The 24,955-nt window shown below is 27.2% G+C and carries 23 protein-coding genes and 1 riboswitch; of the genes, 10 read left to right on the top strand and 13 right to left on the bottom strand.

What is annotated here, in order from left to right; all coding sequences use genetic code 11:
- Positions 1–243: 243 nt before the first annotated feature.
- From h2es_RS03475 to h2es_RS03460, 4 genes are all read right to left on the bottom strand, one after another.
- Positions 244–930 carry a hypothetical protein gene (locus h2es_RS03475; protein WP_154511445.1) on the bottom strand — a complete coding sequence of 229 codons (687 nt, stop codon included), beginning with the start codon at positions 928–930 and terminating at the stop codon, positions 244–246.
- 352 nt (positions 931–1,282) lie between these two features.
- Positions 1,283–2,533, bottom strand: a complete 1,251-nt coding sequence (fabF, locus tag h2es_RS03470) for a beta-ketoacyl-ACP synthase II (protein WP_154511443.1) — start codon at positions 2,531–2,533, stop codon at positions 1,283–1,285.
- Positions 2,534–2,554: 21 nt separating this feature from the next.
- Entirely contained in the window at positions 2,555–2,806 is a 252-nt protein-coding gene (gene acpP / locus h2es_RS03465) for an acyl carrier protein (protein ID WP_126044907.1), read from the bottom strand.
- 271 nt (positions 2,807–3,077) lie between these two features.
- Entirely contained in the window at positions 3,078–3,887 is an 810-nt protein-coding gene (locus h2es_RS03460; RefSeq protein ID WP_154511441.1) for a cation:dicarboxylate symporter family transporter, read from the bottom strand.
- 119 nt (positions 3,888–4,006) lie between these two features.
- Here h2es_RS03460 and h2es_RS03455 point away from each other — a divergent pair, with 119 nt between their 5' ends.
- From h2es_RS03455 to h2es_RS03415, 9 genes are all read left to right on the top strand, one after another.
- The gene (locus h2es_RS03455; protein ID WP_230204247.1) at positions 4,007–4,156 is read left to right on the top strand and encodes a hypothetical protein; all 150 of its coding nucleotides are present in this window, start codon (positions 4,007–4,009) and stop codon (positions 4,154–4,156) included.
- A gap of 310 nt (positions 4,157–4,466) precedes the next feature.
- Positions 4,467–5,741 carry a citrate synthase gene (locus tag h2es_RS03450; RefSeq protein WP_154511438.1) on the top strand — a complete coding sequence of 425 codons (1,275 nt, stop codon included), beginning with the start codon at positions 4,467–4,469 and terminating at the stop codon, positions 5,739–5,741.
- A 24-nt stretch (positions 5,742–5,765) separates the two neighbouring features.
- Positions 5,766–6,830 (top strand): efflux RND transporter periplasmic adaptor subunit, encoded by a 1,065-nt coding sequence (locus h2es_RS03445; RefSeq protein ID WP_154511437.1) that lies wholly within the window; start codon positions 5,766–5,768, stop codon positions 6,828–6,830.
- A 6-nt stretch (positions 6,831–6,836) separates the two neighbouring features.
- Complete coding sequence (locus tag h2es_RS03440) at positions 6,837–9,602, top strand: PD-(D/E)XK nuclease family protein (protein WP_154511435.1); 2,766 nt, start codon at positions 6,837–6,839, stop codon at positions 9,600–9,602.
- Positions 9,603–10,021: 419 nt separating this feature from the next.
- Entirely contained in the window at positions 10,022–10,816 is a 795-nt protein-coding gene (locus h2es_RS03435) for a hypothetical protein (protein ID WP_154511433.1), read from the top strand.
- 291 nt (positions 10,817–11,107) lie between these two features.
- Positions 11,108–11,210, top strand: a riboswitch (TPP riboswitch).
- Positions 11,202–12,017, top strand: coding sequence for a hydroxyethylthiazole kinase (gene thiM, locus h2es_RS03430; RefSeq protein WP_154511431.1), 816 nt, complete (start codon positions 11,202–11,204; stop codon positions 12,015–12,017). It overlaps the preceding riboswitch by 9 nt.
- Positions 12,011–12,652, top strand: coding sequence for a thiamine phosphate synthase (gene thiE, locus h2es_RS03425; RefSeq protein WP_154511429.1), 642 nt, complete (start codon positions 12,011–12,013; stop codon positions 12,650–12,652). Before thiM ends, thiE begins: the two co-directional genes overlap by 7 nt.
- Before the next feature lie 5 nt (positions 12,653–12,657).
- Entirely contained in the window at positions 12,658–13,482 is an 825-nt protein-coding gene (thiD, locus tag h2es_RS03420) for a bifunctional hydroxymethylpyrimidine kinase/phosphomethylpyrimidine kinase (protein WP_154511427.1), read from the top strand.
- On the top strand, positions 13,473–14,144 hold the full coding sequence (locus h2es_RS03415) for a TenA family protein (protein WP_154511425.1): 672 nt from the start codon (positions 13,473–13,475) through the stop codon (positions 14,142–14,144). Before thiD ends, h2es_RS03415 begins: the two co-directional genes overlap by 10 nt.
- 258 nt (positions 14,145–14,402) lie before the next feature.
- Here the strand turns inward: h2es_RS03415 and h2es_RS03410 are convergent, their stop codons facing one another.
- Both h2es_RS03410 and h2es_RS03405 read right to left on the bottom strand, forming a co-directional pair.
- Positions 14,403–15,386, bottom strand: a complete 984-nt coding sequence (locus h2es_RS03410) for a hypothetical protein (RefSeq protein ID WP_154511423.1) — start codon at positions 15,384–15,386, stop codon at positions 14,403–14,405.
- A gap of 300 nt (positions 15,387–15,686) precedes the next feature.
- Positions 15,687–15,827 (bottom strand): hypothetical protein, encoded by a 141-nt coding sequence (locus h2es_RS03405; RefSeq protein WP_154511421.1) that lies wholly within the window; start codon positions 15,825–15,827, stop codon positions 15,687–15,689.
- Between the two features lie 387 nt (positions 15,828–16,214).
- On the opposite strand from h2es_RS03405, the gene h2es_RS03400 reads away from it, so the two are divergent.
- The gene (locus h2es_RS03400) at positions 16,215–16,775 is read left to right on the top strand and encodes a hypothetical protein (protein ID WP_154511419.1); all 561 of its coding nucleotides are present in this window, start codon (positions 16,215–16,217) and stop codon (positions 16,773–16,775) included.
- Here h2es_RS03400 and murA read toward each other — a convergent pair.
- The 7 genes from murA to h2es_RS03365 form a co-directional block, all read right to left on the bottom strand.
- Complete coding sequence (gene murA, locus h2es_RS03395; protein ID WP_154511417.1) at positions 16,772–18,097, bottom strand: UDP-N-acetylglucosamine 1-carboxyvinyltransferase; 1,326 nt, start codon at positions 18,095–18,097, stop codon at positions 16,772–16,774. The two genes, h2es_RS03400 and murA, sit on opposite strands and share 4 nt — an antisense overlap.
- Before the next feature lie 11 nt (positions 18,098–18,108).
- Positions 18,109–19,383, bottom strand: coding sequence for a phosphomannomutase/phosphoglucomutase (locus h2es_RS03390; RefSeq protein WP_154511415.1), 1,275 nt, complete (start codon positions 19,381–19,383; stop codon positions 18,109–18,111).
- The gene (locus tag h2es_RS03385) at positions 19,343–19,675 is read right to left on the bottom strand and encodes a BolA family protein (protein WP_154511413.1); all 333 of its coding nucleotides are present in this window, start codon (positions 19,673–19,675) and stop codon (positions 19,343–19,345) included. The genes h2es_RS03390 and h2es_RS03385 overlap by 41 nt, the downstream gene beginning before the upstream one ends.
- Entirely contained in the window at positions 19,653–20,843 is a 1,191-nt protein-coding gene (locus tag h2es_RS03380) for an FAD-dependent monooxygenase (protein ID WP_126044774.1), read from the bottom strand. Before h2es_RS03380 ends, h2es_RS03385 begins: the two co-directional genes overlap by 23 nt.
- On the bottom strand, positions 20,840–23,956 hold the full coding sequence (locus tag h2es_RS03375) for an efflux RND transporter permease subunit (RefSeq protein WP_154511411.1): 3,117 nt from the start codon (positions 23,954–23,956) through the stop codon (positions 20,840–20,842). The genes h2es_RS03380 and h2es_RS03375 overlap by 4 nt, the downstream gene beginning before the upstream one ends.
- Positions 23,957–23,973: 17 nt before the next feature.
- Entirely contained in the window at positions 23,974–24,261 is a 288-nt protein-coding gene (locus h2es_RS03370; protein WP_126044772.1) for a hypothetical protein, read from the bottom strand.
- A gap of 75 nt (positions 24,262–24,336) precedes the next feature.
- A complete protein-coding gene (locus h2es_RS03365; RefSeq protein WP_154511409.1) occupies positions 24,337–24,954 on the bottom strand; it encodes a diacylglycerol/polyprenol kinase family protein in 618 nt (205 codons plus the stop codon).
- Position 24,955: the final 1 nt, after the last annotated feature.

Genomic DNA, 24,955 nt, shown 5'->3' with positions numbered 1-24,955 from the left:
AGGATGATGATAGGCATCCGTGGCAATCCATATATATTTCAAAAATGTAAGTTAGGCAATAATTCTGGATCACTACAGTCGAGACTTTGTCTCTCCCTCGTGATGACTGCTCAGAGATACTCCTCTTCATGATGATAAGATTTGCTATAAATTTCTAACTTATTATCTGCAGCTCGGGTTATATTATGCTGTTAATGCCAGTATATCTGATCTTTATGAAATTGAATTTGCTAAAATACCAGGTTAATTACCTTCAAGAGTATCATATGTATCAGTAGTATTAGTATTCTCTATTTCCTCAGCTGTATCATAATATATATTTTCTTTTTGTATCAAACTAGTCTCTTTTTGACTTTCTATAAGAATCTCATCAGCTATTATTTCATCTTTGATGCTTTCAGGATGCAATAATTTATCTTTAATTTCAATGCCATATTTTTCTACCAATTCTGTAATTTGAAGAGCATGTAGGTCAGAGAATTTTGCTCCTGCATCATGTAGAGGTTTAATGGATTCAAGCCCATATTTTTCTACTATAATATTCAGATAATTTAAAGATGAAATTCTCTGTATATCAAACATAGACATTATGAAAATTTCATATGCATATCCTACTGCTCCTACTTCTAGTCCTTCTCTTAGTCCTAGTACTGCTAATACACCTTGTAATGAAAGTGATTCAGAGCTTTGTTTTACATTTTGCCAAATAATATTTGGAAGGCCAATAGGACTACTCCATGATAACAAACTGTAATTTGTATAATAACCAATAGTGTCTAATATTCCTGCACCAATTGTTGTTACTGTGCTCCAATCCATAATTACTTGTGGTAGGCTTAGTGGTATTGTATGAAACAACTCACCATTCCAACCAGTAGAATATTCCGCATTACAAATATAATAATTAAATTCTTCTCCAATTTTATTCATAGTATACGCATCCCAGTTATATGAAAACTTGTATGGCTTTATACCATTAATAAAATTAGTTAAATTATTTTCGTTATAACCTTTCCAAGCAGCTGTAAATTGACCAAATAATTGCTGATAAGTCTGGTTGGTTTCTGTATAAAAAAATTTATTAAATATATTTGTAAAAGTGCCAACTGCAAAGTTAGCAATGCTATAATAATTTCATTGATCACCTTAATTTAGTTAATAAATATTATCTGTAGTATATTGATGAAACGTTAAAATTACGTTAAGGTTTTTGAACGAAAAGTTAAGTTTACGTTAAGATTTTATTTTTTGCATAAAATTTAGTGATATTATACTTAGGTTCTTAAACTTTCTTAAAAACTAAGCAAGAATTTGTGCCGCCGAATCCGAAAGAGTTGGACATAATACAATTTATTTTTTTGGATTGAGGGGTATTTGCTACCAAATTAATTCCTTCACAACTTTCATCAGGGTTATTTAAGTTAAGTGTTGGTGGAAGTATTGAATCTTGGATTGCTAGCAAAGAAATTATTGCTTCAACACTGCCTGCAGCTCCTAATAGATGGCCAATGGATGATTTAGTTGAAGAAATAGCAATGTCTTTAATATTGTTTTTAAAAACTTTTTTGATTGAATTTAGCTCTATAACATCACCCAGTGGTGTAGATGTTCCATGAGCATTTATATAGTCAACTTCTTCTGGGGCAATTTTTGCTTTTGCTAAAGCCATTTTCATAGCTTTTATTGCTCCCTTACCTTCTGATTCTGGTGCAGTAATATGATGTGCATCACCGGATAGTCCATATCCAACAACCTCGCCGTAGATTTTAGCTCTTCTCTTTTTAGCGTGCTCATATTCTTCTAAAATTAATATACCGGCTCCTTCACCCATTACAAACCCATCTCTATCTTTATCCCATGGTCTAGATGCTTGTTCTGGTGAATCATTAAAATTGGTTGATAGCGCTCTTGCTGCAGCAAATCCTGCAACTCCAAGTTTGCAAACTGCTCCCTCAGCTCCTCCACAAACCATTATCTTTGCATCACCATCTTTTATTATTCTTGCTGCATCTCCAATAGCATGTGTTCCAGTTGAGCAAGCAGTAACTACAGAATGGTTAGGGCCTTTGAATCCATGCTTTATAGAAACATGACCTGAAGCAAGATTTATCAAGCTTGCTGGAATGAAAAATGGACTAATTCTTCTTGGGCCTTTTAACTCTAATATGTTAGCGTTTTTTTCAATTGTTGATAAGCCTCCAATACCAGATCCAATTAAAACACCAATCTCCTCTTTAATTCCGTCTGGCAAATTCTTTAGATTAGCATCTGAAATTGCTTCTTCTGCTGCAGCTATAGCATAATGAATAAATTTATCCATTTTTTTTGATTCTTTTGAATCAACAAATTCTTCAATATTAAATTCAGATGGAATTATGCCTGCTATTTTACAGTTTAAATCATCACTTGAAAATAAACTATCAGGTATTTTTTTTATACCAGATTTTGAATTTATTATATTATTCCAGCTATCATTTGCTGTTATACCTAGGGGAGTTATTAACCCTATGCCTGTTACTACAACCCTAATCATATTATGATTATTGATTAAACCTTATTGAGCTTGATTATAGTGCTTTTCAGCATAATCTATTGCATCTTGAACAGTTTTGATATTTTCTGCTTCTTTATCAGGAATTTCTAAATTTTCAAATTCATCTTCAAGGGCCATAACTAACTCTACTCTATCTAAGCTGTCAGCTCCAAGATCTTCAATAAATCTATCTGTTAATTTGATTTGAGAAGTGTCTTTATTGAGTTGTTTGTCAATTACTTTTAGTACTCTTTCTTTAATACTATCACTCATATAGATACCTTTGTTATTATTAAAAGTTAAAGATTGATGTTTAATATCATAAACAAATTTCTTTTTCAAAGAATAATTTATGATTTTTATATTTTATTTAAAATAATAGATATAAATTTCTTCTAAAAAGCTAGATTTTCTTGCAATCTTGCAATTTTATAGAAATTTTACTTATTATTTAAATAATAAGTGATTTAGTTATTTTTATATTTATTAACTATTTTACTTAGTATTATAAAAAATCCTCCATTACCAATAACGTTTAAAAGGGCTAAAATGGATCTAGCAATAAATACAAAGTCATAACAATAGATAGTATTTCATAATTAAAATTAAGTTCACTTGATAGTAATGGAAGGATTGTTATAATTCCACCTCCAGGGATTGTTAAGACAGTAAATTTCATGAATACAAAGTATGTTAAAAAATAAATAAATTCTGTATATGGGATTTGATAATTAAATAATTTTAATACTAACATTATGCAAGAGGGAATTAAGAAGCAATCTCCTAATAAATGCATATTTGAAATTGGAGGAATAAGTGAAATAATAATATTTGATTTTTTAGATATGTTTTTATTCACACCTTCTATAGTATATGGCAATGCAGCAGTGCTTGACATAGAGATAAATGCTGTGAAAGATGCAGGCAACATGGTAATTATGTTTTTTAAAGTTTTGTTAAATTTAAAATTACTGGCAATAAAATAAATTAATACAATATATATTAATGAAATAGTAAAAATAATTTTTAAAGTATGAAAATGATTTACAAGTGCAAATTCAAAAATTTTATCATGCTGTAGTTTGATTAAAAATCCAAGTACAAATAATGGTAATATAGGCATAAAAACTAAATTTATTGATTTCATTGCATAGTGAAATAAATAATCTGCAATCTTGTTTGCTTGATTTTTTTTAAGTATTGGCACTAAAATTCCCAAAATAACTCCTATTAATAGTGCAATTTTATTTGATAAAATTTTAAATAAATTGAACTTCCATAATGGGTTCAAGTTATCTATTAATAATTCTTTATTACTGTTGAAATTAGTAAGATTCAAATTATTATTTAACATATAAAAGCTAACATTAAACGATGTAAATGAAGCGATAAAATTTGAAATATATATTAGCAATAGCTAGTTTTATTGCTTGATTTTTTAAAAGTATAATGCTTCTAGAAATAAAAATAACTATGATAAAAGGTATAAAAAAAATTAATAATTCTTGGATAGTTAAACTTATTGCATATAAAGTTGACTTTATAGTTAGAGGTATATACTGGCCAACAGATAACACAGAGATTAATAATATTATTAAAATTAATGAAGTTTTTTTCATTTAGTTAGTTCTTATTATTCATAATCCTTTTTTATATCATTTTCTAATTTTAGAAATCTATATTAGTTGAACTTGATTATATTTGCGCATATTTTCTATTCCTCTCATTTGTTCAATATATCTTAAAATAAGGAGTTATAGTATGATAAAATGCATATTCCTTTAAAGGTACAGTTAAAATTCTGTATTTACATTAATGAGTTTATCTAATCTTAATAAAGTACTAAATTATCTTGGTTAAAATTAAAATAGCTATTGAAAAAGTAGGATAGCCAGTATACCATTTATTTACTTTTTACCAATCACTTCTTAAAATGAATGAGCATAAAAAAGCCTTACTAAAATTACCGAATCAAAAAAATGAACTTGAATTGCCAATAATTGAAGGTACAAAAGGACCTTCAGCTATAGATGTTAGAAGTTTATATAAACATACTGGTTATTTTACCTATGATCCTGGTTTTATGTCTACGGCATCTTGTGATTCATCAATTACATATATTGATGGAGAAAAAGGAATTTTGCAGCATAGAGGATATAACATTGTTGACCTTGCTAAAAAGCAAGATTTTATGGAGGTTTGTCATCTTCTTTTATATGGATCATTGCCTAATCCATCAGAGAAAAATAGCTTTATAAATTCCATAAAACACCATACAATGGTGCATGAGCAGTTGCAGTTTTTTTTTAGAGGATTTCCTAGGCATTCTCATCCTATGGCAATAATGGTAGGTACAGTAAGCTCTTTATCAGCTTTTTATCATGAGAGTTTAGATATTAAAAATGAGAAACAAAGAGAAGCAACAATTCATAAAATTATTGCTAAAATACCTACACTTGCAGCAATGGCATATAAGTATTCTGTAGGATTACCATTTATATATCCTGACAATAATTTAGATTTTAGCTCAAATTTACTGAAAATGATGTTTAGTGTTCCAACTGAAGAATATAAGGTGAATCCTGTGATAGCAAGGGCATTAGATAAACTATTAATTCTACATGCTGATCATGAACAAAATGCATCTACTTCAACAGTAAGATTAGCTGGTTCTTCAGGAGCCAATCCATTTGCTGTAGTAAGTGCTGGCATTGCTTCACTTTGGGGGCCTGCACATGGAGGAGCGAATGAAGCTGTAATCAAAATGCTCAAAGAAATTGGCGAGCCAGAAAATATTCCTAAATATATTAATAAAGCAAAAGACAAAAATGATCCTTTTAGGTTGATGGGCTTTGGTCATAGAGTTTATAAAAATTATGACCCTAGAGCTAATGTATTAAAAAAATACTGCCATGAAGTATTAGCTGATTTAAAAATAAAAGAAGATAAGTTATTAATTATTGCTACTGAGCTGGAGAAAATTGCTCTAAAGGATGAATATTTTATAGAGAAAAAATTATTTCCAAATGTTGATTTTTATTCAGGTATCATTTATAGAGCTCTTGGAATTCCTACTCAAATGTTTACAGTATTTTTTGCTTTAGCAAGAACAGCTGGATGGGTCTCTCAATGGAAAGAAATGATTGAAGATCCAAAAATGAGAATAGGAAGACCAAGACAGGTTTATAAAGGAATAATAGAAAGATAAACTTTTAATTATATTACTATTCTTATGTTAGATAAGCATCTTGTTAAATTTAAAAATTTTTCCACAAGTCTTAAAGTAGTTATCATATTTTGTATACTTATAGTTTTATGGATGTTAAGCGGTTTAATTTCTCATAATCAAAACTCTTATGAAATTCATAAAGATAATACAGCCTTAAATTATGAAATTGTAAATTCAAAATCAATAGAGAAAGCTAAGATATTAAATTTTACTGGCATTATGGAATCAAAAAATCAAATAGACTTAACAAATGAAGTAAGTGGTAAAGTTATATCAATATTAGTGAATGATGGAACAAAGCTTGACAAAGATCAGCCTATTATAGCTTTAGAAAAAAAAGATTACATAGATAAATTAAATTCAGTTAAAGAAAACCTTGCAAGCAAAAAAGTTCTATATGAATCCGCTTTAAAATTATCTAAAAGAGGATTAGGATCAGAGTCTAATATTGCTGAGGCAAAATCTCAACTTTTTCAAGCTCAAGCCCAACTAAAACTTGCCACATTAGATCTAGACAACACAATAATAAAAGCGCCTTATGATGGTGTTATTAATCAAATTAATATAAAAAAAGGTAGCTACCTACCTGCATACTCAAAAATTGGAGAATTTATATCAGATAAAGTTATAAAAATAAAATTTGATGTTCCGTATAATCAATATAATCAAATAAAAAATAGCATTGAATCTTTTATTATCTTAAATGGTAAAAAGGTTGAGGTGCCTCAAATAGCTTCATTAAGTGAAATTGCGGATGATAGTACAAAAACATATTCAGCAGAGATTATTACTAAAAATATTGATGATGCCTTTAAAAGCGGCCAATTAATAAAGGTTTTTATAAATGTTGGATATTTTAATGCTCATAAAATTTCTCAATCTACTCTTAGTATAGATAGTGATGGCATTACAGGAGTTAAAGTAATAAATAACCAAAATATTGTAAAATTTCTTCCTGTTGAAATTATAGGTGAAGATAGTGATGGTTTTTGGGTAATCAATTTACCAGAACAGGTTAAAATAATTACATTAGGTCATTCATACTTAAAATCTGGAGAAAAATTATAAATTAAAATGGGGAAAATTTTCAATATTCCTTTTAGTACAAATTTTTTAGAGCAATTAATAAAAAAAATTTTAAGGCTTTCAAATAATTTAGAGAATCCTGATAGTAATTTAATTATATTACCTCATAAAAGAATTCAAACTGCTTTTATACAAAAATTATCTACAATAAATAACAAACTATTATTTCCTAAAATTACTACTTTTTCATCTATAGATGAAAATTTATTAGATTTTGATAATTATTGTAACAATATATATGCAGCTAAAATTAGTTTAATTAAAAAACATTTACTCAAACAAGATCAATTATATATATTAATTTTATCCGTTATAAACTCTATTAAGCAAAATAATATTCATAAATTTGATACAAAATTTTTAGACACTGTTAACTATTCTAAAATCCTGAAAACATTAGATGAATATTATTACTATCAATATGATCGACAAAAAATGACTAACTCAACAAAAATTGAAAAGTTGATTTTTGTAATAATCGAATCTCTTGAAAAATTTCTAACCCAAAATAATTTAATTTTAAAATCTCAGACTTTGAATTTTGCCATCAATGAAATAATAAGAAAATGGGATTATCAAAATAATGCAAATATATTCATTATTTTGCCACAAACAGAAGTTAGTTACATAAAGTATTTCATAGATAATTTAGCGAAATATCAAAATTCATATATTTTTATTAGAGGTTATAATAAAACAAATAATAAAAGATATTTATATCAAAACCATATTTTAGATTTTTTAAAAAGAACCAAGATAACTACTGAATCTATAGAAAATTTAACAACTTCAAAACATACTGATTACTTAATACCCTCTATTTTACTAAAAAATAATAATGAGGAATTAAATTTAGATAATTTAAATGTAATAAGAGGAAAAAATCAAAATGAAGAAGCTAAATTAATTGCTTTAATAATTAGAGAAAAATTAGAATTACACCCTGAGACTATTGTCGTACAAACTAAATCTGAAAAACTTGCAGGCTTAATTGAAGGATTTTTAAACTTATGGAATATAAATGTAGAAAATTTGATAAATAAACATTCCAAGTCTTCTATTTCAAATTTCTTTTTACTTATTGCTTTATATATAAATACAGAAAAAAATAATTACCCATTACTTTTAGATATTCTTAAATCTACGCATTGCAAAGTTATAGAAACTAACTTAGTAAGAAATTTTGAATTAAATTTCTTAAGAAAATATCTTTATAGAGAAAAAGTACAGGATTATTTTATTAACGCAAGTGATTCAGAAAAAGCATCTTATAATATTTTATTAAAAATAGAAAAGAAATTTCTTGAAACAAAGAAGTTAATTAAAAATACAACATTAACAATTTGTGAATATTTGCAAATCCATTTAGATTTGTTCTATTTTCTAAATAATCAGTCCTATAATTATGATTTTGCTAATTTAATAAGTAATATTAAAAAAAAATTAACAATTTTTAAAAATAAAATAAATATAAATTTTGATGAATACTTAACTATAATAAAAAAGCTTATCAATTCAAATTCAACTAATAATAATTATAAAATAGCCAAATCAGTCACCATACTTCAAACTTTTGAAAATAGAAATATTCAATATAGCACCTTAATTTTTGCTGGATTAAATGAAAAAACATTTATTGATTTATCTTTTGATAATAATTTTTTCAATAAAAATTTTAGAATATTAAATAATTTAAAACCTACAGACTCAGAATTACAATTTTTACAATATGATTTTATAAGCTCTTTATACAATAAAGATGTTATTTTTAGTTATTCCGAAATAACTTCTCATTCAAATGACCAAATATGCAGGTGGTTAGAAAAATTATTATCAATTAAAAATATAGAAGAAAAATCAATACTCTATACCAATAAATATTTAAACATTTTTAGAAATATAAATACTCCAATCAATAAAAATCACTCAGATTTATATTATTATTGTCCAAACATTGAGCAAAGGCCATCAAAAATCTCAGTAACAGGTATCGAAAAATTAATTTCAAACCCATATGTTTATTATATAAAATATATTTTAAACTTAAATTACTTAGAAAAAATTGCTAAACATGCAGAAAAAAAAGAATTTGGAATTATTATTCATAAAATAATTCATGATGTTTTATTAATGAAAGTTCAAAATGAGAAAGAGTTTATGGATATTTTTACTAAAAATTTTATAAACCAAATTAAGCATCAAGGTATTCCTTATAAAATAAATAAATTTTGGAATATACGTTTGCAAAATATAGCAAAATCTATTTATAAGAGTTTTATAATTAATAATGATGATTCTATTTCTTTTAGTGAGATATTTGGGCAAATTAATATAAGATTTAAATCCAAGCACATTAAATTAATATGTATTGCTGATAAAATTGATATTTTAAAAAAACAACATAAAGCAAAAATAATAGATTTTAAATCTGGATTAATTCCTAGTTCCAATGACGTTTTAAAAGGTATATCACCTCAATTAGCAATAGAAGAATATATTTTAATAAATAATGGATTTAAAGATATAAATGACAACATATCAAAAATTAATTTAGAATATTTTGATATAAGTGGAAAGTATACTAATACAATTATTTATAATATAAAAAGCAATTTAAATGAAACTGAAAATGGCATAAAAAAATTATTGGAAGACTTTTTATGTAATAAAACAGATTTTTTTATAACAAAAAATATTTCTCAAAATAATAAAAACAAACAATTCTTTCATATAATGAGACATATTAATAATTAAAGTATGGGGGTAACATAAATATATTATTTGTATATACTTACCATTTACACAATTTGATATTACGTTAAAAATCAAGAAAAAGATCATTACACTAAGTTAAACTTGACAATGAATATAATTTACTTAACATAGCTGTGGTATAAATAATATATATTACTCGAAAGCGATGTTTAAAGTTCAGAGTAAATCTATCTACTCCAAATTATAATTATATATAGATAATCAACTATGTGTTATTAGCAATAATTACTAAAGTATAGGGGTGTAAAATTTTATCAATGTGTAGAATAACTATTCCATTCAAAAATAACAAATAAGTCTATTTAGAGTTATTTTACTAAGATTTATTACTATCTATTTTTTCAATTTTGATTTTCATTAACTTGGAGTAATTAAATTTAATAAAGGGGGGGTATATAATGCCAAATAGTTTTATTGATTATGTGTATGAAACAGGTGCTTCATTAACTAATGATTTATATGAAGGAGTTAACTATGTTTTGGGATCTGAGCATATTATTAATATATATAACAGTGCAAAAATAGCGTCATCTAGCGATGTGGCAGCTAATTTTATTTTGTGGAGCTTTGGTTTTGGTCCAACATATTATGGATGGAAATGTATAGCCTTTACCTTTATAAGTGGAACTTTAAAATATTGGGGAAGAAAAGAGATAAATGATTACCTTGGAGAAGATTATTATCATTTTAAGCATATTATAGCAGGTGCATTTGGTGGAGGCTTTTATTATGCAAGTAATTATTTATTTAAAACAATATTAGATAATAATATATTATTTAATAAATTTGATCTGTTATACAAACTTATTAATGGAGCTATTAATAATATTGCATGGGAATATTTTTCAGAAACATTACAAGATTTAAAAAATAAGAATGAATGGCTGGAGTATTCCAAGTATGTATATAGCATTGAAACTTTTGATTGTTTTTTCAGTGATAATATTATGAGTTGTATTATATTAAAACAACCTATAGGTACTATTAGTAGAACTTATGGAGCTTATATACGTGAAAAAATAAAAAATAAATATAGTGAAAGTAATAGTGATAAAATTACTGAATTTATATATTATTATAACGTTATACATATAACAACTGGAGTTGGTAAATGTGTGGAAGAGCATGATATTGCAAATTATTCAGATGCTATTGAATTTTATGATATAGAATATGATTGTGTAACTATTTGATAATTTTCAGTTTATTATATTATTATAGTATATTTGCTAATAATAACGAGAGTGCAAGATAATCAAATTCCAGCTTGATGCTATAGATGTTTTTATAGGACATGTCTTAAGGTATCTGTGCTGGGCTCTTATACTGTTTTAGAATTAAAATATTACAGATAGAGAAGAGTAAATTTTGTTAAATATTACTATAGAAATTATAATATAGAATCACTTGTAAGTTTTTATTACTGTCTTTATAGATAATATAAAAGCTTGTTAGGAGGTTTTTATTATGTTATTTAATTATTCAATTAAAACTAGGGGTGCACATATAAATTACAATATGTGCTGAGAAATACCCTTTGAACCTGAAAAGGATAATACCTTCGGAGGAAAGTTTGCTATGATAAAAGATAATATTTGGAATATATTCCAAAAAGTTCGTAAAAAAAATCCATTAATTCAAAACATTACAAATTTTGTTGTAATGCCTTATACAGCTAATATACTTCTTGCAGCTGGTGCATCACCTATAATGTCAAATATTACTGATGAATTTAAGGAGCTATATAAAGCTACAAAAGCTATATCTATTAACATTGGAATGCTTGACCCGTTATGGGAAAAAAATATTATTGAATCATTAAAAATAGCCAAAGAATATGGATTGCAATTAGTTTTTGATCCAGTTGGCTCTGGTGCTACGAATTATAGAACTAACTTTTCTAAAAAGATTATTAAAGAATTTAATATTAAGGTTGTTAGAGGCAATCCATCTGAAATTTTATCTTTATCATCATCTTTAAACGCAAATAGCAGCAATGCATCTAAAGGTGTAGATAGTTGTATTGATTCAGAGCAAGTTTTAGAGCATGCAAAGATAATCGCTAAAACTTACAATACAATTATAGCTTTAACAGGCAAAGATGATTACGTTACTGACGGAGAGCAGATATATAAGCTATCTAATGGTAGTGTATTAATGCAAAAGGTAATCGGGATGGGGTGTACCTTAAGTTCATTTATTGCAAGTTTTATTGCAGTAGAAAAAAATTATTTGAATTCAGCTGTTGCAGCAGTGGCAATATATGGAGTTGCAGGGCAATTAGCTGAAAGAATATCCTCAGGACCTGGCTCTTTTCAGCAGAATTTTATTGATACTTTATATCATTTAAAGAAAGAAGATTTTATAAACAATTCAATAATTTTAAAATGCTAAAAGATGCTCTAAAATTATATTTAGTTACAAATCGAAATAAACAAATCTCTGATATAAAATTTTTAGATATAATTGAAAAATCAATTATAGGTGGTGTTACTTCAGTGCAATTGAGAGAGAAGAATTTAGAAGATGATGAATTTTTGAAATTAGCATATCAATGCAAAGAAATTACATCAACTTATAGTATACCACTATTTATAAATGGTAATTTAGCTATTGCTAAGAAAGCTTTAGCAGATGGTATGCACGTTGGTCAGGGTGATAGCTCATTAAAAAATGCCAGAGAGTTTTTAGGCAATGATTTCATTATTGGTATTTCAGTCAATAATTTATCACAGTTAAATAATAATCAAAATATCTTTGCAGATTACATTTCCTTAGGGCCTATTTTTTATACTAATACAAAGCTTGATATAGAAAAGCATATAGGTGTAAAAGAGATTTCTTTACTTATAAAAAATAAAATCAAACCAACAATATTAATTGGTGGCATAACACTTGATAATATTCATCAACTAATGAATTCAAATGTTGATGGATTTGCTATTAGTTCCGCTATTTTTAATGATCAAAATCCAAAAATTCAAGCTTCTAAGTTTAAACTTAAAATAAATGAACTTCTAAAAGGATAATAATTATGAAAAAATATATAAGAGCATTGAGTATTGCCGGATTTGATGGAAGTGGTGGTGCAGGAATACAAGCAGACTTAAAGACTTTTTCTGCTTTGAATTGTTATGGAATGACAGTTCTAACTTCATTACCAATTCAAAATACAACAGGTGTACTCAAAATTTATGATTTGCCAATAGAGTCAATTGATAAGCAGATTGAATCTATAAAAGAAGATATTGGTTTTGATGTTATAAAAATAGGTATGCTGCATAAACCGGATATAATTGAAGTCTTATGTAAAAAGTTATCAGAGTGCTCAGAAGTGCCGATAATAACTGATCCCGTTATGTTTGCAAAAAGTGGAGACTTACTATTAGAAAAAAGAGCTTTAGATTCTTTAAAGGATAAAATATTACCTATTTCTACAATTATAACACCTAATATTCATGAGGCAGAATATTTATCAGATGGAAAGATTGCATCTAAAGGAGATATGATTATTGCTGCTGATAAAATTGCTAAATATGGATCACAGTTTATAGTAATAAAGGGTGGACATCTAGAACAAGAAGAAGATTGCTGGGATTTACTTTATAATTGCAAGACTAAAGAAAGTAATTGGTTTTCAAATAAAAGGATAGAAACGAAAAATTTGCACGGTACAGGATGCACATTTTCTGCTGCAATTGCAGCTTATATAGCAAATAAATATTCCATATACGATTCTGTTAAGAATGCCAATTATTATATAAATAAAGCAATTGAAAGTGGCGCTAAATATAAATTAGGCAAAGGATTCGGTCCTGTTGATCATTTTTATTTTATGGAGGAGACTCAATGCAAATAACAGACTTTTTTCACTATGCTGAAGATATTTATTTAAAAATAATTAATTGTGATTTTAATAGAGAATTAGCCAAAGGTACTTTAAAGAAAAAATCTTTTGAAGTTTATATGCAGCAGGATTCCTTATACTTAATTGATTTTGCAAAGTCTTTAGCTATTACTGCAACAAAGAGCCAAAATATTAAACATTTTTCACAATTACTACATCTTGCAGATGGTGCTTTAATAGCAGAACGAGAGTTGCATAATCATTATTTCAAAGAATTTAAGATAAAACCTATAAGTATAAAAAATAAAGCATGTTTAGCTTATACAAATTTTCTTTTAGCATCAGCTTATGCAGATAGTTATGAAGAGTCATTAGCAGCGTTGCTACCATGTTTTTACATATATAGAGAAGTAGGTAATAGCATTAAAAAGCAAGCATCTTCTAAAAACCCATATTCAATGTGGATTGATACATATTCTAGTAAAGAATTTTCAGACACAGTTGATACTATGTTAGATATAACACAACATGCAGTGCTAGATATTGTGGCTGATTCTAAAAAGGGTGTAAGATTATTAAATTTATTTAAAATATCTACAGAATTGGAATTATATTTCTGGAATGATTCTTATATAACCCGAACTGCAAATAAGAATTGCTCTATAAAGAGCTAGAATGAGAATATACAGCAATATTTAGCACAGTTAGGAACAACGATATAGTCATTGCGAGTGCACAAAGTGCTCGTGGCAATCCAGTAAAGCATTAACAAATATAAATGCGATAATAGTTATGGATCACCACAGTCGAGCTAAAGCTCTCCTTCGTGATGACTGTTGAGAGACATTACTCTTCATGATTACAAGATTTGCTATAAATTTCTTATCTCCAGCTCGGGTTATTTACAATAGAGCCTGTAGTACTACAGTAAGTTAGAGTTCATCATGATCGTGGTTTTCAGTTATATTAGCCGTATTGCTTATATTATGATTTTCTTCATAATTAGAAACATCAGAATGGAATTGAAAATTATCTTTTTGTATAAAATATTTATAATCATCACTTATTAATCCTTTTCTTTCTGCTAATTTATATGCATAGCCTATATGCTCTGTGCATTCAAAATGTCCTGGCTGATCATCAAGTTCTCCACATTCAATTTTATGTTTTACAAATCCATCATCTTTTACAAAACACTTATTAAGAATTTCCTTGTCAACAAATGATGGATATTTATAAGTATCTGAAATTGTCTTTTTATGACTTCCTATTGATGATGAAAGCAAGTAATCTATTACTATGCCCATTATAGGACCACCAATTGCAAATGCAACATAGTTTCTTATGCCATGTTGTAGACCAAAAGTAATCGCTTCAACTATTAAGGAGTCAGCATCTTGCAACTTTTCTAGGGCAGTGTAATTATCGACCATATAATTATCTAAAAACTTATCTAAGTGTTTATCAACTATACCCTTACCAGAATATAAAAAGCCATCTAATTTACCATAAAACACTGTATCGCCTAATGGGCCTGGGTTTGTGAATTGATGTATTTTAAAATCCCTGTATCCATGTGCAACAGTTGCGAAGGCGATATCAAGAAAATCAGCTATTTGATCTCCATAGCCACCTGAATAATAATCTGTATATTCAAGCACATGTTTTGAGTGAGTTACGTCGCTTAATATTTGTCTTGCAGTGACAGCTATCGTCGTTCCTGCAAAAAATGAAACACACCACCAACCATTAAAAGCTAGTGTTGCAGGAGCAGCCATTCCAACCAAAGGAGCACCAAAAGTGGCACCAGCTGTGACTGTCCCTATGACAGCTGTTACTTTGGATACAGCTACAGCCGCATTCCATCCAGTATTGAAAAGGTAATGTGGTATATTATTTATATTGGTATTAGACATAAATATCTCCTTATTAATTTTTGTAAAATTTTATTTATATTAATTTAAGGAAATGTAGTAGAATTATGATGGTAGTATTTTCTACTAATTTCCAAACGGCTAATAGGTGGCGTCCTTTAGCCGTTTTTTAGTATGTTATGTTAGTTTTTCCATGATAATTTCCATATAAATATTTTTTATTATTGATGAATAAGTTTATTATTAGTTAACAAAAAGTTAATCAATGACTAAACTTGATTATAATAAGTAAGCTCTATGTAGTGCTGAACTTAGATATTGTAAAGTGTAAAAACCTTCAAGTTAACTACAATAAGTGTGATGTAATGATAGATACATTGGCCTGAGGCCAATATTACTGAACCACATTAAAAATGCACTTAGGTCGTTGTTTATAATAACTTTCTTTTCAACTATATATTGTAAATTTTTAATTACTTCCATGACTGTCCCCAGTTGCAAAATTTAATACAGTCCATTATGCTTAAATTTTTTTTATTGTCAATAATAATGGATAGATTATTTAGTATTGGAAATGTAAGAGCTCCTTATAAAGTTTAATCTTGAATAAAATAACAGAATTATATTAATTTAATTGGGTTTAAGTGGAGTGTATAAGTAAGAAAAATATTATAGCATGAAAAGCATGTAAAGCATAAAATTTTGCTCTATCTTAACAGATTTATCCATGTGATTTTTAAAAGTCTCATAAATTTAACCTTACCTTCAATTTGTTTGATATTTATTATTATAATTTTAGATAATAATTGACAAATCTATAGGGGTGTAATAGTAATGAGACTTATTCGCATTATTAATTAGAGGTGTAAAATGAGTATTATTTGTGAATCAGGTGTTGGACATGCTGTTGGTGAATTTGTTCAAAGTATTATAACCGTATCTATGTATGAAAAAATGCCTAAGTATTTTAAAGGAGTTGCAAGCATTATAGGTTGGATATCTCATGAAATGATTGTTGAGCCAATGATTGATGCAAGTATTTGCTATCCTGATAAAGTATATTATGCAGTGAATAATTTTATATATAATCCAATTTCAATAATCGATGATTTAACAGAAAATGTATGTAGTATGATTTCAATAAATAATGCAGCATCATTTTTAACGACAAGTTTGTTTACAAATTATAATCACCAACTGTTATATAATAATGAACATATAATAGCCAGTTTTGCTAAATTGATTCCAATAAATATGTTTGGATCTTATGGAATTAAGCAGTTTTATGATTATTTGTTGCTTAAATCAAATATAGAAAATAACAATTCAGAAAATTCAAATTTATATCCATATATATGTGTAAATAATACTACTGAATTATCTGTATATTCAATGCTTGTAATAGAAAAATGTTATTCTGAACTAGATTAATTTATAATCCTTTCTAATTTTATATTTGTATTCTTTAACTTGTCTATTAGATTGCCATATCCACGTTCAATTTGCTCAGCAGCATCAAGTTGAGTTTTCCCATCTGCTAAGACAGCTGCAATTAAATATGCAAGCCCTGCTCTTAAATCAGGAATTTTTAAAGGTGTTGAAATAGCTTTTAGTTTTGATGGCCCATGAATTAATGCGCTATGCATATGATCTTGCCCTCTATATCTGCATTCTACAGAGCCTAGACATGAACTTACAGTTTCTGTTTTTGCTCCAAGTTTATTTAGTATATCTAAATAACCAAATCTCTTTTCATGTACAGTTTCATGAATAACAGATATGCCATTTGCTTGTGTTAAAATTGTTGCAAATGGCTGTTGCCAATCGGTTGAAAATCCAGGATAAACATCAGTTTCAACTTCTGTAGATTTTAATTCTCTTTTACGAAAAAATAATATGCTATCATCTTTTAAAAATTTAAAGCCACCTCCAATTTTATTAAAATGAGGTAAAAAATTTCCTAATAAATCTGGTCTTATTCCTGAAACTTCAATTCCACCATTTGATGCGCATGCAAGTGATGCCCATGAAGCTGCTTCAATTCTATCTCCTGCAATAAAGAAATTAGTGCCATTTAATTTTTTTACACCATGAATTATTAACTCTCTATTTCCGTTGAGAAATATAATAGCACCCATAGAGCGAAGCATTGTTATTAATTCTATAATCTCAGGTTCAATAGCAATATTTTTTATTATACTTGTGCCTTCTGCGAGAACTCCTAAAAATAAACAAGTTTCTGTTGCCCCTACTGAAGGATAGGGTAAATTAATATGAGAAGCTTTTAGCCTTGCTTTAGATTCAGCAATATACTTATTGCCTTTTTGGTAAACTTCAGCACCAAATTTTTTTATAGATTCGATATGATAATCAACATTTCTTTTTCCAATATGATCTCCACCTACAGTTGGTACACTTGCCTTACCAAATCTATGAAGCAATATACTTAAAAGTAAAATAGGCACTCTATTTGTTTTTGTATCGGGTAATGATGCCTCATACTCAGTTATTTTAGATGAATCTATATACATGGTGTTAATATCTTGTTTCCAATCAACCTGTACTCCAGCAGATATTAATAGTTCTTTTGTAATTTCTACATCACCAATATTTGGCATTCCTCTAAGTACTGTTATTTCAGAACTTAATAAAGCTGCAACCATTGCTTTAGTTGCAAGATTTTTTGCACCCATGCAACAAATTTTACCATGTATAGGGGATCCACCTTGTATAATATATGAAATATTTTGCATCTTAAATTTAATTAAATTAAAACATTGTCTAAGCCAACTGACCGCAGTATATTTGATAAAGTTATTAATATAAAGTTAAAATTTTTTTGAGAATAGCCTTCAAATCTTATAGTTAATTTTTCTTCAGTATTTGAACATCTTACTAACCACCAACCTTTCTGATTTTCGACTCTTATTCCATCTATATTGATATATTTAATATTTTGAGCAGTTAGTAATTTTTTTATTCTATTTAAAATAAGTTTGTGTTCTTTATTTAATATAATTCTAATTTCAGGAGATATATATATTTTAGGTATATTGCGTAAATTGCATACACTATTTTTATTTGAAAATAAATATATGAATTTTGCAGCTGCAAATAATCCATCATCAAATCCGAAATAATTTTCTTTAAAAAATAAATGACCACTTACTTCGCCTGCAAGTAGTGCTTTTGTTTTTTTCATTTTATTTTTTATGTTGCTATGACCAGTTTTCCATAAAATAACTTGAGATCCAAATTTTTTGAGCTCATCTATTATAGTTTTACTTGCCTTAATATCGACAATAATTTTTGGCACTGAATGTCTTTGTAATAGGTCACGGGTATAAATTAATAATAATTCATCTCCATAATATATTTTTAAATTATTATCTATAATAACAATTCTATCTGCATCACCATCAAAGGCAATACCTAAATCACAATTATATTTTTTAATTGTATATTTTAACTTAGTTAAATTATGTTCATTTGTTGGATCTATATAACGATATTTTATGTTGTCGTGAACTAATATGTATTCTCCAGGTAATTTTTTTATAAGATTTTTTACAATTTTAGCTACTGATGCATTGCAAGAGTCCCAGGCTATTTTCCCATTTTTAGCTATGTCATATATTTTTTTTAAATTTTGTCCAGATAATGGCTGCTTATTGATAATAATTTTAAATCCATTGTAATCTGTAGGATTGTGCGAGGCTGTAATCATGATTCCACAAGAAGCATTGTGCATAGTATTACAGGCATAATATAAGATTGGGGTTATGATTAAGCCTAGATTAACTACATGGCATTCTACATCTAGAAGCCCTTCAATTAAATGCAATTTCAGTAAAGGTGAACTTTTTCTTCCATCATAACCTACACATATTTTAGATGTAATGCCTATATTTTTTAAATACGTCCCTAAGCTACAACCTATGAAATATGAATCAATTTCAGTTAAATTTCTTTGAAATTCTCCTCTAATATCGTATTCGTTAAATATCTTCGTTTTGAAGACATGCTTTTTGCATATCATATTTGTTTAAATATTCCTTCCCAGTATAAGCCTTAATTCTTAAGGCATGAATTATCTTTAACTCTTGTTTTAATATAGCATTAATCATTTTGTGTCTAGATAATAAATTGATATTTTCAAATTCTTTTGCAGCAACTGTTAATGAAAAATGTGTATTACCTTGTTTAGCTTGATCATTATGTCCTATATGCAAATGTGAATCATCTTTTAAGTCTAGAAAAATAACTTTAAGATTTTTTTGAAGTTTGTCTTTAATTATGGAACTTATATTAGATTTTATAACCTGATGCATAGCTCATTATATAGTTTTTCAGTGGAGTAAATTTATTAATGAATTTTAGGCCAATTTTACAAGATAATTTTGCAAGAATTAAATTTGAAGCAAAAATGTTATTTATGTTATGAGTAGAGTTAATCATTAGATTAATATCAAACTCTCTTTGCTGGTTATACTTATTAAGCATATTATTTGAGCATATGTCTAGTCCAAGTTCTATATTGTTGTTTATTAAGTTATGTAAATGTTGTATATCTCTTAGTCCTAAATTCAATCCTTGTCCTGCTATAGGGTGGATGCCGTGTATTGCATCACCACAAAATACAGTTTTATCTTTAAAATATGATTTTGCATATATTAAGTTAAGTGGAAAAAATGCAATATCAGATACTAATTTAATATCACCTAAATAATTTTTTAGCTTTTTTTTAATAAGATAAATGACATCTTTTTTTTGCATAGATTTAAGAATTTTACCAATGCCAGTTTTATCTGTCCATACAATACAAGACTCATGTCCACCTTTTTTTGGTAGTATTGCAAAAGGTCCAGAGCTTAAAAATTTTTCAACTGCAATGCCATTGTGATTATATTCATGCTTTAAATCAAAAACAATGGCATCTTGTTGGTAACTTATTTTTCTTATTTTAATTTCTAATAACTCTCTTGTCTTGGAATTCTTTCCTTCAGCAACAACTAATAGTTTAGAATTTAATATTTCACTATTAGAGAATGTAATTTGTGAATAATATGGTGAATTTTGTATTTTTTTTATTTCCTGCCCTTGATAGAGACTAATATTTTTATGAGTAGATATTTGAGATTTTAAAGCATTAATAATATGCTGCTCATCAACCATATATCCAAAATTTTGCAAATCTAAATCTTTTGGATGAAAATTAAGATCTTCATGAGTTTTATGATCTTCAATTAATATTTGATTTATAGGTTGTGCAAATTTTTTAATCTTGTTTTCTATATTAATTTTGCTAAAAATTTCCATTGAGGCCGAAGCAATAGCAAATGTTCTGCTAGGCATATTTGATTCATTTTTTGGAATATAATTTAAAGCAACATTGTCTATAATGGCTATTTTTAAATTTTGTTTTGCAAGTAAACATGCAAGTGACATTCCTATATATCCTGCTCCGCTAATTATGATGTCATAATTCTCTTTTTTCATTTTTTATTAATAAAAGGATCAAATTTTTTGCCAATTAGAAGTAAACATGGTGTAAAAAATAATGTTAAAATTGTTGCAAATGCAAGGCCACCTGCTATTGAAGTTGAAAGTTGTCTCCACCATTGACTTGAAGGAGCATCATAGCTAATTTCACGAGTGAAAAAGTTTATAGTAAGGCCAAAAATCATTGGAAGTAGTCCGAGTATTGCTGTTGATGCTGTAAGTAATATTGGTCTAACTCTTTGTATACCTGCTCTAATTATTGAATCTTTGACATCATGCCCGTTTTTTCTGAGATGTTGATAAGTATCAATATATAGAATATTGTTATTTAAAACGATTCCAGATAGAGCTATAATGCCAATTCCACACATTACAACGCCAAAAGGTTGCCAAGTTACTATAAGTCCTAATAAAACTCCTACAGTGGATAAAAATACTGCACTCATAACAACTATGGTATGATAAAATGAATTAAATTGTATTAACATTATCATAAACATCATAATTAGGGCTAAAGAAAAAGCCTTACCTAAAAAGCTTGAAGCTTCTTTTTGATCTTCGGTCTCACCTTTAAATTGATAATCTATTCCTTCTTCAGAATTTTTACTTAACCATTCTTGTAATTCTTTTATTTTATCATCTACTAAAACTCCTTTTTCAACATCAGATTTTATTGTAATTACGTTTTCCCTATCTACTCTAGTAATTTTGTTAATTCTATCAGTTGCCTTGATGTTTGCAAAATTTGTAATTGGAATTTTTTGATTATCTTTGTTAATTATATTTAATTGATTCATTTCGTTAATATTTCTATTTTTTGGATCTAATCTCAACACTATATCAACTTCATCATCAGCATAATCTGGTCTAAAGCTTGATAATTTAAGGCCATCAGTAAATAAAAGTAAATTATTTCCTATATCTATAGCATTTAATTTAAAAATAGCTGCCAATTCTCTATTTATATCAATTTTCCAATCAATTCCTGGAGTAGAATTAGTATCCTCTACCTCTTTAAATCCTCCCATTTTTTCCATGGCTAATCTAACTTTATTAACAAATTTAGGTACTTTATCAAAATCTCGAGAAGTAAAATTAATTGTAATTGGTTTTACTTGAGATGGTCCATTTTGTTGAGCCAAAATTTCAATATCTATTCCTTTAATATCTGATACTCTAGCTTTAATATCTTTAAAAATAATATCTGCTTTTCTTCTGTTTTTCCAATCAGCTAGTTCCAATTGTATTGTTCCAATTGTATTTTTAGGAAGTGAATCATCTCTATCAAAATTACCACTTTTAGAATAAAATACTTTAATATCAGAAGTCATATTAAGTATTTTTTGTTCTACAGATTTTGTTATTTTATCTCTTTCTTCAAGAGATAGATCGCTACCAGTTTTGATAGCAATTACAGCATTTTCAGGCTCAATTTTAGGAAAAAATTCTACCCCAGTGCCTGATATACCAAAAAATACATATACAGAAATTAATAAGAGAAAGCTAGAAGCGATAAACGTTTTTGGTCTATTTAATACTGATTTTAGTAAATTATGATACCTTTTTGATAATCCTTCTAGATTATGTATATCTCCTTCTTCAGCAGCTTTCATTGAATTAATGATTTTTAAGTCAAATTTTTTAGGCTTACCAAATAATGGTCCCATTGAAGGCTGAAAAAACAAAGCAAATAAAATAGAATTAGTAAGAATTATTATTACTGTTATAGGCATGTATTTCATAAATTGACCTATAACACCAGGCCAAAATAATAGGGGCATAAATACAACAACTTTAACTAGCGTAGAAGTTAGAATAGGCCAAAACATTCTGACAGCTGAATGTACAAATGCTTTATTAATACACATTCCTTCAATGATTTTTCTGTCAGCATATTCGCTAACAACTATTGCATCATCAACTATCATTCCAACTGTTAATATTAAACTGAATAAAACAACAATATTAAGGGTAAGACCAGATATTTCCAATACTAATATACCAATTAAAAAAGATGATGGAATTGAGAGTGCTATTAATAATGCTGATCTTCCACCAACTGAAAATATAACCACAATAGTTACTAAAATAACAGCTAATAGAATTCCATTTTCTAAGTCGTCAACCATACTTTTGATGTTTTTAGACTGATCTTGAGAATAAATTATTTTTAGATTATTTGGTAGGTACTTTTGTTGATTTTTAACTACGTCTTTTACTTGTGATATTGTTGAAATTATATTTGCACCTGTTCTTTTAGTTACTTCTAAGACAATTGCTGATGTTCCATTAACTCTTGCTATATATTCTGGATCTTTATAAGTTTTTTTGATTACAGCGATATCTTTTAGCTTAATTACTTTATTTTTATAACTAAAAATTGGAAAATCATTAAGTTCGTTTACAGATTCAACAGTACTTGGTATTTTAACAGAAAAACTTCCACCTTCATTTTTAACTTTACCAACAGCTATTAAAGAGTTGTTTTCTGCAATCATTTGTTTAATTTGAGATAAGTTGAATCCATAATAATTAAGTGTCTCAGGATTTATTATTACTTCAACAATATCCTCTCTATCTCCACTAATATCTACGCTAAGTACATCTTGTACATTCTCAACTTTATCTCTTAAATCTCTTGCAATACTAATTAGGCTATCTTGAGGTATATTTCCAGTCAAAATTATATTTAAAACAGGAAATAAACTTAAGTTAATTTCCTTTATTACTGGTTTATCAGTATCTTTAGGTAATTCATGTTCAGTATCATTTATTTTTGCTCTTACATCTCGTAAAGCTTTATCACTATCAAATCCTGCATGGAATTCAATTAATATTACTCCACTTCCTTCAAAGGCATATGATTTTAATTGTTTTATGCCTGATATTGATCTCAAAGCCATTTCCATAGGTCTTAAGATCAATTTTTTAGAATCAGTTGGAGAAATCCCTTGATGAGTTATAACTGTATATATCATGGGTATTTTAACGTTTGGATTATCTTCTTTTGGTATTGAAGTATATGAAAAATAACCACAGATAGTTAGTACTATTAGAAAAAGTATGGTTGCTCTTTTCCTTAAGGTAAATGCTTCAATTATATTTTCCATAAGCTTAAATTGCGATATCAATTATTTTTTTTTGATGATTCAATCTTTTTTCTTAGAGGTTCTGGTATATCATTTTTTATAAGTTTATATGCAAACTTTTCCATTAAAGTAAATTGTTCATAATTTTTATGTTCATCAATTTTAATAGTATACATAGTTTTGCTATTATCAGATTTAAGTTGAGACATTTCATTATTCACAGGTATTTTAGGCTTGTTTTTATATTCTGTATATTTTTGAAAAATTAAATACCCGATTAATAACCAAGCTAAATATGTAATAATCTTACTTTTATATGTTATCATTTTTAAGTGTTATAGTACTATATAAGCTATACTAATATCTTTAAGTGAAAAAAACAATAGTAACTAAAGTATATGCTAATATCCAAAAATAGTCATTATAGCGCTAACTGAAATAGGAATTGTCATATTATCATTAAGTTTTGCATTATTTGAATATAGTTCTACAATTGCTGAGAGAAGTGATGCGAGAAGTGAAGTTAATAAAAATTTATAATCAAGTTCGTAAATAAAGGTAATAAATAGGCTTATAGCACATGAAGTTAAGAAAAATGCAATACTACCTTCAATACTCTTTCCGTTTATTTTTGTTTTTCCAAATAATTTTCCGATAATTGATGCGTTTATATCGGATAGTATTAATATTGATATAGCAAGATTGAAAACAGGTTTAGAAGATATTAATAAGCAAATCAACATTCCTATAAAAGCAAAAGTTAATGCAGAATAACTTTTTTGTTCATGTTTTCTGTATATTTGGGAAAGACCAATTTTTTTAAAAAAATTATATTCTAATAAATTAAATTTTACTCTAATCTTATCCACAATAAAAGAGAGAACTAAGAGTGCTGTAATAAGAACTATCATTGTACTCTTTTTAGAAAAGTGATAAAGTACAGGAAAAATAAGGCCTAAAAGATGTATACTTTTTCTATAAAATTCAATGTAAATATCGGCCTGATGTTTTTTATTCATT

This window comes from Rickettsiales endosymbiont of Trichoplax sp. H2 (genome assembly GCF_009690945.1).
Classification (GTDB): domain Bacteria; phylum Pseudomonadota; class Alphaproteobacteria; order Rickettsiales; family Midichloriaceae; genus Aquirickettsia; species Aquirickettsia rohweri.
This window is presented reverse-complemented; position numbering and strand designations above follow the sequence as displayed.